The sequence below is a fragment of the Bartonella sp. TT119HLJHH genome (assembly GCF_042193385.1).
Lineage (GTDB): Bacteria > Pseudomonadota > Alphaproteobacteria > Rhizobiales > Rhizobiaceae > Bartonella.
Genome location: NZ_JBHILS010000002.1, coordinates 14,570 through 27,204, shown reverse-complemented (window position 1 = coordinate 27,204; position 12,635 = coordinate 14,570). Strand labels below are relative to the sequence as shown.

Annotated in this window: 11 protein-coding genes; 8 read left to right on the top strand and 3 right to left on the bottom strand. The window is 38.3% G+C overall.

All coding sequences use genetic code 11. The annotated features are described in order from the left end of the window. Positions 1-88 precede the first annotated feature (88 nt). The 3 genes from lpdA to ACFIJL_RS01330 all read left to right on the top strand — a co-directional run bounded on the left by lpdA (position 89) and on the right by ACFIJL_RS01330 (position 3,043). Positions 89-1,549 carry a dihydrolipoyl dehydrogenase gene (gene lpdA, locus ACFIJL_RS01340; RefSeq protein WP_375622158.1) on the top strand — a complete coding sequence of 487 codons (1,461 nt, stop codon included), beginning with the start codon at positions 89-91 and terminating at the stop codon, positions 1,547-1,549. A 67-nt stretch (positions 1,550-1,616) separates the two neighbouring features. Further along, on the top strand, positions 1,617-2,579 hold the full coding sequence (lipA, locus tag ACFIJL_RS01335) for a lipoyl synthase (protein ID WP_375622157.1): 963 nt from the start codon (positions 1,617-1,619) through the stop codon (positions 2,577-2,579). A gap of 2 nt (positions 2,580-2,581) precedes the next feature. After that, on the top strand, positions 2,582-3,043 hold the full coding sequence (locus ACFIJL_RS01330; protein WP_375622156.1) for a type II toxin-antitoxin system RatA family toxin: 462 nt from the start codon (positions 2,582-2,584) through the stop codon (positions 3,041-3,043). 556 nt (positions 3,044-3,599) lie between these two features. Here ACFIJL_RS01330 and ACFIJL_RS01325 read toward each other — a convergent pair. From ACFIJL_RS01325 to rirA, 3 genes are read right to left on the bottom strand one after another with little or no spacing between them, the layout of a single operon-like run. Then, positions 3,600-4,088, bottom strand: coding sequence for a CinA family protein (locus tag ACFIJL_RS01325; RefSeq protein ID WP_375622155.1), 489 nt, complete (start codon positions 4,086-4,088; stop codon positions 3,600-3,602). Beyond that, positions 4,085-5,275, bottom strand: coding sequence for a bifunctional 2-C-methyl-D-erythritol 4-phosphate cytidylyltransferase/2-C-methyl-D-erythritol 2,4-cyclodiphosphate synthase (locus tag ACFIJL_RS01320; protein WP_375622328.1), 1,191 nt, complete (start codon positions 5,273-5,275; stop codon positions 4,085-4,087). Before ACFIJL_RS01320 ends, ACFIJL_RS01325 begins: the two co-directional genes overlap by 4 nt. A gap of 24 nt (positions 5,276-5,299) precedes the next feature. Continuing rightward, positions 5,300-5,743, bottom strand: a complete 444-nt coding sequence (rirA, locus tag ACFIJL_RS01315; RefSeq protein WP_375622154.1) for an iron-responsive transcriptional regulator RirA — start codon at positions 5,741-5,743, stop codon at positions 5,300-5,302. A gap of 173 nt (positions 5,744-5,916) precedes the next feature. Between rirA and ACFIJL_RS01310 the strand changes: the two genes are divergently transcribed. From ACFIJL_RS01310 to clpP, 5 genes are all read left to right on the top strand, one after another. Continuing rightward, positions 5,917-8,184 (top strand): ATP-binding protein, encoded by a 2,268-nt coding sequence (locus ACFIJL_RS01310; protein ID WP_375622153.1) that lies wholly within the window; start codon positions 5,917-5,919, stop codon positions 8,182-8,184. Between the two features lies 1 nt (position 8,185). After that, on the top strand, positions 8,186-9,544 hold the full coding sequence (locus ACFIJL_RS01305; protein ID WP_375622152.1) for a sigma-54-dependent transcriptional regulator: 1,359 nt from the start codon (positions 8,186-8,188) through the stop codon (positions 9,542-9,544). A 3-nt stretch (positions 9,545-9,547) separates the two neighbouring features. Next, on the top strand, positions 9,548-10,924 hold the full coding sequence (gene trkA, locus ACFIJL_RS01300; RefSeq protein WP_375622151.1) for a Trk system potassium transporter TrkA: 1,377 nt from the start codon (positions 9,548-9,550) through the stop codon (positions 10,922-10,924). A 12-nt stretch (positions 10,925-10,936) separates the two neighbouring features. After that, positions 10,937-11,746 (top strand): hypothetical protein, encoded by an 810-nt coding sequence (locus ACFIJL_RS01295; protein WP_375622150.1) that lies wholly within the window; start codon positions 10,937-10,939, stop codon positions 11,744-11,746. A gap of 146 nt (positions 11,747-11,892) precedes the next feature. Then, positions 11,893-12,525: an ATP-dependent Clp endopeptidase proteolytic subunit ClpP gene (gene clpP / locus ACFIJL_RS01290; RefSeq protein WP_375622149.1), complete on the top strand. Its 633-nt coding sequence runs from the start codon at positions 11,893-11,895 to the stop codon at positions 12,523-12,525. Positions 12,526-12,635 lie beyond the last annotated feature (110 nt).

Genomic DNA, 12,635 nt, shown 5'->3' with positions numbered 1-12,635 from the left:
AGACATAAGATAATTCTGTCATGTTGTTTTGCAGTCTTAAGTTCAAAAAATGCATATCCGTTTTATATATATCCATGGAGGAATTACTGTGGCAAATCTTTATGATGTAATTGTGATTGGATCAGGTCCAGGAGGATATGTGACCGCAATTCGTGCAGCACAATGTGGCTTTAAGACTGCGATTGTTGAACGTGAACATTTGGGAGGGATTTGTTTAAATTGGGGATGTATTCCAACAAAGGCTCTTTTACGTTCAGCGGAAATGAAACATTTTGCTGAACATGCAAAAGATTATGGATTAAAAATTAATGGTTCAATTGAGGCAAATATCAAAGATGTTGTGGCACGTTCACGTGGCGTTTCAGCACGTTTAAATGCTGGTGTTGGTTTTTTAATGAAAAAAAATAAAATTGATATTATCTGGGGTGAAGCAAAGCTTACTAAAGAAGCGAAAGGAAGCCAGCCGGCAGAAATTATGGTTTCTTCATCCTCCAAACCGGCTATGCAACCGCAAAATCCAATCCCTAAGGGGACATTAGGGGAGGGAACTTATCAAGCAAAGCATATTATTATTGCAACGGGTGCACGTCCTCGTGTCCTTCCTGGTATTGAGCCAGATGGAAAACTTATTTGGACTTATTTTGAAGCTATGATACCGCCCGCAATGCCAAAATCGCTTTTGGTCATAGGATCAGGGGCTATAGGCATTGAATTTGCTTCTTTTTATCATGATATGGGGGCGACAGTAACTGTTGTTGAGATGATGCCCCATATCATGCCTGCTGAAGATATTGAAATTTCAACATTTGCTTGTAAACAATTAGAGAAAAAAGGTTTACGTATTCTTCGCCAAGCAAAAGTAACAAAGGTTGAAAAATCTTCCGATTCTGTAAGTGTACATATTGATGTCCAAGGTAAAATAGAGACAATGACTGTTGAGCGGTTGATTTCCGCTGTTGGGGTGCAGGGTAATATTGAGAATCTTGGGTTAGAATCTTTGGGAATAAAGACCGATCGTGGGTGTATTGTAACCGATGAGTGGAGTTGGACAGGTGTTGCGGGTATTTATGCTATCGGTGATGTAGCAGGTCCTCCTATGTTGGCCCATAAAGCAGAAGAAGAAGGTGTGATATGTATTGAGCATCTTGCAGGTTTGAAGAGTGCTCATCCGCTTGATAAAAGAAAAATTCCAGGGTGTACATATTGTACACCACAGGTTGCCTCTGTAGGGCTTTCAGAAGCGGCTGCAAAAGAAGCAGGTTATGATATACGTATTGGTCGTTATTCTTTTGCTGCGAATGGTAAGGCGATTGCTTTGGGTGAAGATCAGGGGTTAGTAAAAACGATTTTTGATAAAAAAACAGGACAGCTTCTCGGGGCCCATATGGTAGGGGTTGAGGTAACAGAATTGATACAGGGTTTTGTTATTGCTATGAATCTTGAAACAACAGAAGAAGAATTAATGCATACTGTCTTTCCACATCCGACCTTATCGGAAATGATGAAAGAAAGTGTATTGGATGCTTATGGTCAAGTTTTAAACGCTTGATGATTGGATTGTATGAAAAATTTTATATTTTTGATTGTTACTTCGTATTTATAAGGCAAAGGCTTAAATGGTTACGGTTGTTGATAGAGTTACAAATAGACGTTTGCGTCATCCTGAAAAGGCACATCGTCCTGATACAAGCGTTCAAAAAAAGCCAGATTGGATTCGTGTAAAAGCGCCAACATCACCAATTTATAAGGAAACACATGGTATTGTACGTACGCATAAGTTAGTGACTGTATGTGAAGAAGCTGGTTGTCCTAATATTGGCGAATGTTGGAGCCAGAGGCATGCTAGCTTTATGATTTTAGGTGAAATATGTACGCGTGCTTGTGCTTTTTGTAACGTTGCAACAGGTATTCCGCTTGCTGTTGATGATAATGAGCCAGAACGTGTAGCTGATGCTGTTGCACGGATGGAATTAAAACATGTTGTCATTACATCTGTTGATCGTGATGATCTTGTTGATGGTGGTGCTGAGCATTTTGCAAAAGTTATTTATGCGATTCGTCAAAAAACTCCTAAAACAACAATTGAAGTTCTTACACCTGATTTTCGTCATAAGGATGGCGCTTTAGAAGTTGTTGTTGCTGCTAAGCCTGATGTTTTTAATCATAACTTAGAAACAGTTCCTTCTAAATATTTGAAGGTCCGTCCAGGGGCGCGTTATTTTCATTCAATTCGTTTATTACAACGCGTTAAAGAACTTGATCCAACAATTTTTACAAAATCGGGAATTATGGTTGGCCTTGGGGAGGAGCGAAATGAGATTTTGCAATTGATGGATGATTTGCGCGCTGCTGATGTTGACTTTATGACAATTGGACAATATTTGCAGCCTACACGAAAACATCATCCAGTTGTTCGTTTTGTGCCTCCTGAAGAATTTGAGTCTTTTGCCAAGATTGGTAAAGTAAAAGGATTTTTACATATGGCTTCCAATCCTCTGACGCGTTCATCTCATCATGCTGGAGATGATTTTGCCATTTTGCAAAAAGCGCGTGATGAAAAATTTTCCTTACAGAGATAATTATGCCGATTTTTACAATACATCGGCAGATCACCCATAGTGCCAGTGAAATGTTTGATCTGGTTTCAGATATTGAGCGTTATCCTGAATTTTTACCAATGTGTGAGTCTTTAATAATACGTTCTCGAAAAGAATATGGAAAAAAAATATTGCTTCTTGCGGATATGACCGTTGGTTATAAAATTATTCGTGAAACTTTTACGACTCAAGTATTTCTTCAGCGGGAAAAAAGTCTGATAGAAGTTAAATATATTGATGGTCCATTCAAATATCTTGAAAATCGTTGGGCCTTTCATGATATTGAAAATACCAATGCATGTAATGTAGAGTTTTTTATTGATTATGAATTTAAAAGTAAAACGCTTGGATTAGTGATGGGCTCAATGTTTGATATTGCGTTTCGTAAATTTACCGAGGCTTTTGAGAAGCGTGCGCATCAGATTTACGGCTCGGAAGCAACATAATCTATTCTGTTGTTTTTTAACAATACGTATTGCTTATAACAGCGTGAAGGTGAAAACTGGTTTCCATCTTTACTATTTGTTTTTAATTCAGCTTTCAAAATCGTATTGAAGGAATATCATTTTTAATGATGAAGATGATGCACAGCTTCACGCTTTTGTTTCTCTCTTTTTTAATGGATGCACATTCGTTAAACAAAACGCCCAAATAGAACATGCTTGCGTCATACCCATTTCATAATAGTGCTCATAATAAATAGTATAGATCCTTCGTAAAAGTATATAAAATCCACATCTGTACACTTATGAAGAAGTCAGCCTGCACCATTTATTTGCCATCTCTCAAGATATTGCGCCAGCTCATAGCACTTGAGAGAGGTACGAGTGTCCCTTTCTTTAATTATTTTATTTATACAGTTTTTTCTCTTGTGGCGTGCAAGTGAATAAATTTGATTAATTCAATATATCCAAGTTATGATACAATAAGATATTTTTTTCAAAAGATTGACGATTATAGACTCAATTTGGAATAGAGAGTTTTGAAATTGGTGTAGGGAATTCAGTGAAGCACTTCCAGAATCATTTTAAAAGCATTTTCAACAGTTGCATAGCGGATAGCATTGCGCTCAAGATGAGCAAAGTGCATTTCTTTGTGCTGGGGAGAGTGATTTTTGTAAGCAACTGCGCAATGCACAAGTCCTATAGGTTTATTGAGACTTGCGCCTCCTGGACCAGCAATTCCTGTTACAGAAACTGCAATGTCAGCTTGTGAATGTTTTAATCCACCTTCAGCCATTGCAAGAGCAACTTCTTTTGAAACGGCACCATAGGTTTTTATAAGTTCAGCACAAACGCCAACAAGGCGTGTTTTGGATTCATTTGAATAAACAACAAATCCACAATCGAGAACATCTGACGATCCTGCAATATTTGTGAGGCTTGCAGCAATGAGCCCTCCTGTACAAGACTCTACAGTTGTTAACAGCAAACCTTTTTGACGAAAGGTATTAAGGACTTCATGTGCTTGTTTTTCACAAAAATATGTCATTGGGGAATTTCTCCTGGATAAAGAACGCTTACTGTTGCAAGAGCAGCAATTCCTTCACCACGACCAATAAATCCGAGCTTTTCATTTGTTGTTGCTTTAATAGAGATTCGATCAGGTGTCATTGCAAGTATTGTCATAAGATTTTCTGTCATGGCATGACGATAGGGACCAATTTTAGGATTTTCAGCGATAATTGTGATATCAACATTGGCGATACGACCACCTGCTTTTTTTAGAATACCAAGAGCATGACGAAGAAAAATTTCTGATGATACATTTTTCCATCGAGGATCAGAAGGAGGAAAATGTGTACCGATATCTCCAGCACCTTGAGTTGCAAGAAGGGCATCTGTTAATGCATGAAGAGCAACATCCGCATCGGAGTGTCCATTTAATTTTTTATGAAAAGGGATTTTTATACCACATAATATAAGAAAATCTCCATCCTCAAAAGAATGAACATCATAACCATTGCCGGTGCGAATATCAGGAAATATTTGCATTTTCTTTTGGAGATATAAATGTGCAGTATTAAAATCTTCATGCCATGTAATTTTTATATTATGAGGGTCACCTAGAACAGTAAGCATAGGAATTCCAAACCATTCGGCAATTGCAGAATCGTCAGTGAATTCTTGTTTGCAAGATTTCTTTGCTTGTTGATGGGCCGCTAAGATATGTTCAAAGGGAAAACACTGTGGAGTTTGTGCACTATAAAGATGGGTACGGGGAATTGTTTCTAAAACATGCTGATTATTTATACGTTTAAGGGTATCAGAGATGGGCAGAACAGGAAGAACACCTTCTTGAGGAGTAACGGTAGTATGAATGTTATCCAAGAGTTTGTTATCGATAAAGGGGCGTGCACCATCATGAATATGCACATATTTTGGATGAAATTTTCTGAGAGCTTGAAGTCCATGTAAAGTAGAAATTTGACGAGTATTACCTCCTTCAACGATAATAAGGCGCTCTTTAAAATCGCCAATAGCTTGTTCACAGATTTGACGATCTTCTGGATGAATAACGAGGATGATCGTTGTGATGGCTGGATGCTGCAAAAAACAATGCACGGTATGATAAATGATCGGCTTTTGTCCTAGAAGCCGATATTGTTTTGGAATTTTTTGTGGAGATTCTGCTCTTTCTCCGCGTCCAGCGGCTAATATTATTGCTGCAATAGAAATACTTAATCTCCTTATATTATAATCCTAGTTTACTCTTTTATCATTAATTTTAAAATGATTTTGAAAGGGGGGGCGTTGTAGATCAGCCAAAGATATCACTGATAACACCTCAAAAAAAGCATTTAATGCTTTTTGAAGTGCGGTATTTAAACCACAAAAATCTATCAATGGGCAAGTCGGTTCTGCTGTATCGAAACATTCTGCTAGGGAAAAGTTATCCTCTGTTACTTTTACAACATCAGCGACTGAAATCTCTGCTGCAGGTTTAGCCAATTTAACTCCACCATTGCGTCCACGCACTGTTTGTATGAAACCTGCTTGAACAAGCAGCTGAAGTATTTTAAATAAAAAAAGTTCTGAAACGGCATATGCTTTAGCAATTTCTGGAACACGACAGAGAGTTCCCTGATTATCTGCACAATACATGAGCATTCGAAGAGCATAATTTGTTTGTTTTGTTAATCGCATCTCATTTCCTTCGTAAAGTATCGTCGAACGCAGTTTATTTTAAAGATATTTTGCAAAATGTAGAAGTTCTTTCTCATTGACTGTATTTGCCCTATTTTAAATGTAGTATTAGTATTGTCAATTTTTGCTACAAAAGGTTATATGAGAATAATGGGATAAGGGTATGTAAGCTCATGACGAATATAACATCTGTGACGAATCTTCAAGACATAGATAAAAATACTTATAACGATGAGTTGTATCGTTTAAGTAAGGTATATATTTTTTTAGGGATTACAATTATTGTATTGGCTTTACTTACGGCCTCTGTTTCGTTTATTATTCTTATTGGATTAACTCCTGTTGTTCCCAGTAGAACAGTAACCCTTATTCTTATAGGGATTAATAGTTTTTGGGTTTTAGGGCTTATTGTCATCGTTTTTTATGAGATGATTCCGATCATTCGTGCTTGGCGTTCAAGGCGTGCAGGATCGCGTCTTCATGTGCGCCTTATTTCATTGTTTGCACTTGTTGCGACAATGCCAGCTGTTGCTGTAGCTCTTGTATCGGGTCCAGCACTAAATTTGGGACTTGATCGATGGTTTGATACAACAACGCGCCAAATTGTGGGCTCTTCTATTGATTTAGCAAATGCTTATGCAGATGAAATGCTTCAAAATTTAAAAAATTTATCCTACGCGATGGCACTTGCACTTGATAACAAAAAACTCTTAGAACGTAATCCAGCTGAATATAAGATGCAATTGACACGTCATGCTATAGGACGCAATTTGCGTGGTGCATTTTTGTTAAGTTCTAGCGGCGCTATTTTTGTCTCGAGTGCTCTTGGTGATGAAGATAAACTGCCAATTCCTCCTTCTCATCTTATTGAACGTGCAACCAGTGCGAGACCTTTTTCTTTTCAACCAGGCGTTCATGATTATTTTGGTATTATTTTAAAATTTACCAACATTCCAAACACATTTTTATATTTGGTGCGTGACGTTGATAAAGGTGTTTTATCTGCTTTGCGTTTGACAGAAGTTAATACAGATCGTTATCGTGATTTAAATGAAAATCGCCTGCTGACACAGATTGCATTTGGTATGCTTTATTTGTGTCTTTTTTTTAGTTTATTCTTATCAGCTATTTGGGCTGCTATTGCTGTTGCTGATCGCTTAGTTCGTCCTATTCGTCTTCTTATTAGTGCTGCCGATGATGTTGCTTCTGGAAATATGGAAATTTTCGTGCCAGTACGAGCAAAAGATGGAGATATTGGGCAATTATCCAAAACTTTTAATTATATGGTCAATGAATTGAAAAGTCGGCGTAATGAGTTGATTGCAGTGCGTGATCAAATTGATGAAAGACGGCGTTTTTCTGAAGCAGTGTTATCGGGTGTAACAGCGGGAGTAGCGGGGATAGATGATAATGGTGATATCACCATTATCAATCGGTCTATTGAAGCGATGTTTGATATTCGCTCTGAGCACGTTGTTGGACAAAGTCTTTTATCTTTAAGCGCTGAAATTTGGCAGGTTTTTCAGTTTGTGCGTTCATTAGATCGTAAAAATCATCGTGAACAGGTCACTTTAAACGTTGCAGGAAAAGAGCGTGTCTGTAATGTCCAAGTTACGATGGAGGAGGATGATGGACAGGGGCAATCTTGGGTTCTAACAATTGATGATATTACAGACCTTGTTGCCGCGCAACGTACAGCGGCGTGGGCGGATATTGCGCGGCGTATTGCGCACGAAATTAAAAATCCTCTTACACCTATTCAGTTATCCGCTGAACGCATTCGTAAACGTTATAACAAAGCTATTACACAAGATAGAGAGGTTTTTGAGCGGTGTATTGACACAATTATTCGGCAGGTTGGAGATATTGGACGTATGGTTGATGAGTTTTCTTCTTTTGCACGTATGCCCAAACCGAAAATGCATATTTTAGATATACGAGAATTGTTGCGAGAAGCATGTTTCTTGATAGAAGTGACGCGACATGATATTCATTTTGAGCAAGATTTAGGAACTCTACCACTTATGGGGGCATTTGATAACCGTCTCATTGTACAGGCTTTTTGCAATGTTATCAAAAACGCGAGCGAATCCATAGATTCAGTTATGCGAGAGGAAAATATTCACGGTCATATTCTTGTCCGTTCTTATCGTCAGGAAGAATGGGTAGTTGTGGATGTTGTTGATAACGGGAAAGGACTTCCTAAAGAGCAAAGACAAAAGTTATTAGAACCCTATATAACAACGCGGGAAAAAGGAACAGGGCTTGGGTTAGCCATTGTGCGCAAAGTTATTGAAGATCACGGTGGTTTCATGGAGCTTCATGATGCACCGGAGAGTTTTTATGAAGGTCGTGGTGCGATGATCCGTTTGATATTTCCGGCGGATGGGGGTAAGCAAGGTAATATTATACAAGCCATAAATCATAAGATAGGGGAATAGTATGGTATCAGATATCTTGATTGTTGATGATGAAGCAGATATTCGTGAGCTTGTTGCTGGTATTTTAGATGATGAAGGTTATGAAACGCGTGTTGCTTGTAACTCTGATGAAGCATTGGCTCAAATTAGTGAGCGTATTCCAAAGCTCATTTTTTTGGATATTTGGCTACAGGGTAGTCGTCTCGATGGTTTAGCACTGCTTGATGAAATTAAAACACAATATCCGGCTCTTCCGGTCGTTATGATCTCTGGTCATGGTAATATTGAGACGGCTGTTTCCGCGATAAAGCGAGGGGCATATGATTTCATTGAAAAACCTTTTAAAGCTGATCGGCTTGTATTGGTTGCAGAAAGAACACTTGAAAATTCAAGTTTAAAACGTGAGCTTTTAGAATTGCGCAAGCGTTCGAACGAGCCATTAGAGTTGCTCGGAAAATCGACAGTTATAAAAAATTTGCGTCAAATTATAGAAAAAGTAGCACCAACCAATAGTCGCATTATGATAACAGGTCCTTCAGGGGCAGGAAAAGAGACTGTTGCACGAACTATTCATGCGCTCTCAACGCGTTCAAATGGGCCATTTGTTACAATAAATGCAGCAACGATTACTCCCGAAAGAATGGAAATAGAGCTGTTTGGCAGCGAAATGGAGGGAAGAGAGCGTAAAATCGGTGCCTTAGAGGAAGCTCATGGCGGTATCTTATATCTTGATGAAGTTGCTGATATGCCACGTGAGACTCAAGGAAAGATTCTTCGGGTTTTAACGGGGCAAACATTTGAGAGAATTGGCGGCACAAAACGTGTTAAGGTGGATGTCCGTATCATTTCTTCGACAGCGCAAAATCTTGAAAACCTCATTTCTGATGGGCGCTTTAGGGAGGATCTTTTCCACCGTCTTTCCGTTGTTCCTATTGTTGTTCCGCCGCTTTCAGCACGTCGTGAAGATATTCCAGAACTTGTCCATCATTTTGTAAAAACAATATCACAGCAGGTTGGGATTAAACCACGTGCAATCAGTGATGATGTGATTGCTATTTTGCAAACACACGCTTGGCCGGGGAATGTACGGCAATTACGTAATAATATTGAGCGTCTTCTTATTCTTGTGCGGGATGGTGATGGTCCTATAACAGCAGACTTTCTTCCCAGTGAAGTAAGTGATTCTTTGCCACGCCTTCAAATGGATTCAGATGAAAGTATTATGGATTTGCCGTTACGTGAAGCTCGAGAATTGTTTGAAAAGAGATATTTAGTGGCGCAGATTGGGCGTTTTGGTGGAAATATATCACGTACTGCTGAATTTATAGGCATGGAGCGTTCAGCTTTGCACCGTAAACTTAAAGCGCTTGGAGTTTCTTAAGCGATGCGTGTTATTATTTGTGGAGCAGGACAGGTTGGTTATGGGATAGCAGAGCGTCTTGCTGCTGAAAATCACGATGTTACTGTTATTGATATTGAAACGAGATTAATTGAAAAGATTCGCGATACATTGGATGTGAGAGGTTTTGTTGGTCACGGCTCACGGCCAGAAGTTCTTTTGGCAGCAGATGCAGACAAAGCAGATATGTTGATTGCTGTCACTTTGTTTGATGAAGTCAATATGGTAGCTTGCCAAGTGGCACATTCATTATTTAATGTGCCCACAAAAATTGCTCGTATTCGCTCACAATCTTATTTAGAACCACGTTATAAGACGCTTTTTTCCAGAGAGAATATTCCCATTGATGTGGTTATTTCGCCAGAAGTTGAAGTTGGGGAAATGGTTTTGCGCCGTATTGCTTTACCTGGTGCAATAGATGTTCTTTATTTTTGTAATGATGATATTGTTGCACTAGCCTTGGAATGCATGGAAGATTGTCCAGTTATTAATACACCTTTGCGTCAATTAACAGAGCTTTTTCCAGATCTTCATACGACGGTTACCGCTATTAAACGTGGCGCGGAATTATTGGTTGCACATTCAGAAACGCAATTACGCGTTGGTGATATAACCTATCTTGTTGTTGCTCGTGAACAGATGCGTCGTGCTGTTGGGCTTTTTGGTCATAAAGAACAAGATGCACACCGCATGATTATTGCAGGGGGTGGTCATATTGGCCTTTATGTTGCACAGGCTATTGAAAAGCGTTTCCATAAATTAAAATTGAAGATTATAGAATCGCATAGAGAAAGAGCTCTCACAATTGCTGATCAGCTTGAAAAAACGACAGTTTTATACGGTAACGTGTTAGATCCAGTGATTCTTCAAGATGCGGGAATTGATCAGTCTGATTTAATGATTACATTGACCAATCAAGATCAGGTTAATCTCTTAAGCGCTATTATTGCTAAAAGATTGGGCTGCAAAGCCAATATGGTATTGATTAATAATGTTGCCTATCAAGAATTTAGTCGTGCTGTTGGTGTGGATGCATATCTTAATCCCCATAGCGTTACAATATCGAGAATTTTGCAACAAATGCGCCGTGGGCGTATTCGTTCTGTTCATTCAGTTTTTAATGGACGAGCAGAAATTATTGAAGCTGAAGTGATGCAAACATCTTCATTAGTTGGTAAGTCATTATCAGAGCTCAATTTATCAGATGGTTTGAGAATTGGTGCAATTTATCGCAATAAGACAATAATACAGCTTTCGGCAGATACGCGTATTTTGTCTGGTGATAGAATAGTGATTTTTTCTCTTGCTGAGTGTGTTCGTGATGTTGAACAACTTTTTCGCGTAAGTTTAGAATATTTTTGATATATTATATATATGGATATTTGTACTTTTTGGTATAGTGGGCAATTAAGATTGGTGGATAGGCTTTGTTTGTCCTCAATGGTTAAAACTGGACAGCGCGTTAAGCTTTTTAGTTATGATAAAAAAATAGATAATCTCCCTGTTGGTGTTGAGTTGCATGAAGCCGAATCAATTTTACCACGCTCAGCAATTTATCGCCTTGATCCCGATTTTTCTGACAATAAACTAGGATGTACAATTATTCAGTTCTCGGATTTTTTTCGTGTTATGCTGATGAAATATCAACAAGGTGTTTGGTTAGATACAGATGTTTACCTTGTTAAACAATTTCATCCAGATGCGGATAAGGTTTGGTTGGCAAGAGAAAATAATACCAGAGTAGGCGTTTCTGCACTTTATTTTCCACCCAATAACCCTATTATAAAAACATTTGAAGATTATTGGGCCGGCACAGAAATTATTCCTCATTGGCTTGGGTTTAAGCGTCGTGTTTGGAGACCGTTCTGGTTAAAGAGGAAAAAAATGCCAATTTTACTGGGAAATCTTGGCGTTACAATATTTGGCAATGATGGTATTTCACGATTAGCAAAACAATATGGTTTTTTTCATGAAGCAAAGGAAAAGAAAACTTTTTATTATTGGACTGGGCGAAAGACTGAACGTATTTTTGAACCAGCTTTTGGCGTCAAGCCGCTTACAGATTCACGCTTGATAGGCTTTTATATTCACAGAAAGACAAAGACCACGCAAAAACCTCAGGAAGGAAGTTTTTACCATTGGGCGGTATCTCGCATTCCGGATGTTCATCATTTGTTTAGGTAGAGTTATTATTGCTATTTTAATGATTAGGATTTTAATCTATCTTAAACAGCTCTTGATTGTAGCTTGCACAAGAGAGTAATGTTAACATATGGATAAAAACATTGAATGTGTAAAGAGCGGTTGTTATATGAACGGAAAGTAAAAATATGAGTGATCCAATGAAAACAGCATTAAGCCTTGTTCCTATGGTTATTGAACAAACCAATCGTGGTGAACGGGCCTATGATATTTTTTCCCGTCTTTTAAAAGAGCGGATTATTTTTATTAATGGTCCTGTTGAAGATGGTATGGCAATGCTTGTTTGTGCACAATTGCTTTTCTTGGAAGCGGAAAATCCTAAAAAAGAAATTAGTCTTTATATTAATTCTCCAGGTGGTGTTGTAACATCTGGTATGGCTATTTATGATACTATGCAGTTTATTCGTCCTCCTGTTTCTACGCTTTGCATGGGGCAAGCGGCATCTATGGGGTCTTTATTGTTAACAGCTGGAGCAAAAGGTCATCGTTTTACATTGCCAAACGCACGTATTATGGTGCATCAACCATCTGGAGGTTTTCAAGGTCAAGCTTCAGATATTGAGCGACATGCGCAAGATATTATAAAGATGAAACGGCGTTTAAATGAAATTTATGTCCAACATACGGGTCAGGATTATGAGGTTATAGAGAGAACTCTCGATCGCGATCATTTTATGACAGCAGAAGAAGCCAGAGCGTTTGGCTTAGTTGATGATGTTATACAATATCGTGCAGAAACTGAAAAAGAAGAAAAAGATTAAGAATTTTTATAGAAAAAACAGCTACTTTAAATCAAAGAGTTTTATAAAAATATTGCAAAATAAAAGAAACACCTAAAAATATTGAGACATGCATGGTTTTCTATATGTCT

Bases quoted from the DNA above. Each gene is read 5' to 3' on its own strand.
- lipA (WP_375622157.1), top strand. From the start codon at position 1,617: ATGGTTACGGTTGTTGATAGAGTTACAAATAGACGTTTGCGTCATCCT.
- ACFIJL_RS01330 (WP_375622156.1), top strand. From the start codon at position 2,582: ATGCCGATTTTTACAATACATCGGCAGATCACCCATAGTGCCAGTGAA.
- ACFIJL_RS01325 (WP_375622155.1), bottom strand. From the start codon at position 4,088: ATGACATATTTTTGTGAAAAACAAGCACATGAAGTCCTTAATACCTTT.
- rirA (WP_375622154.1), bottom strand. From the start codon at position 5,743: ATGCGATTAACAAAACAAACAAATTATGCTCTTCGAATGCTCATGTAT.
- ACFIJL_RS01310 (WP_375622153.1), top strand. From the start codon at position 5,917: ATGACGAATATAACATCTGTGACGAATCTTCAAGACATAGATAAAAAT.
- ACFIJL_RS01305 (WP_375622152.1), top strand. From the start codon at position 8,186: ATGGTATCAGATATCTTGATTGTTGATGATGAAGCAGATATTCGTGAG.
- trkA (WP_375622151.1), top strand. From the start codon at position 9,548: ATGCGTGTTATTATTTGTGGAGCAGGACAGGTTGGTTATGGGATAGCA.
- ACFIJL_RS01295 (WP_375622150.1), top strand. From the start codon at position 10,937: ATGGATATTTGTACTTTTTGGTATAGTGGGCAATTAAGATTGGTGGAT.
- clpP (WP_375622149.1), top strand. From the start codon at position 11,893: ATGAGTGATCCAATGAAAACAGCATTAAGCCTTGTTCCTATGGTTATT.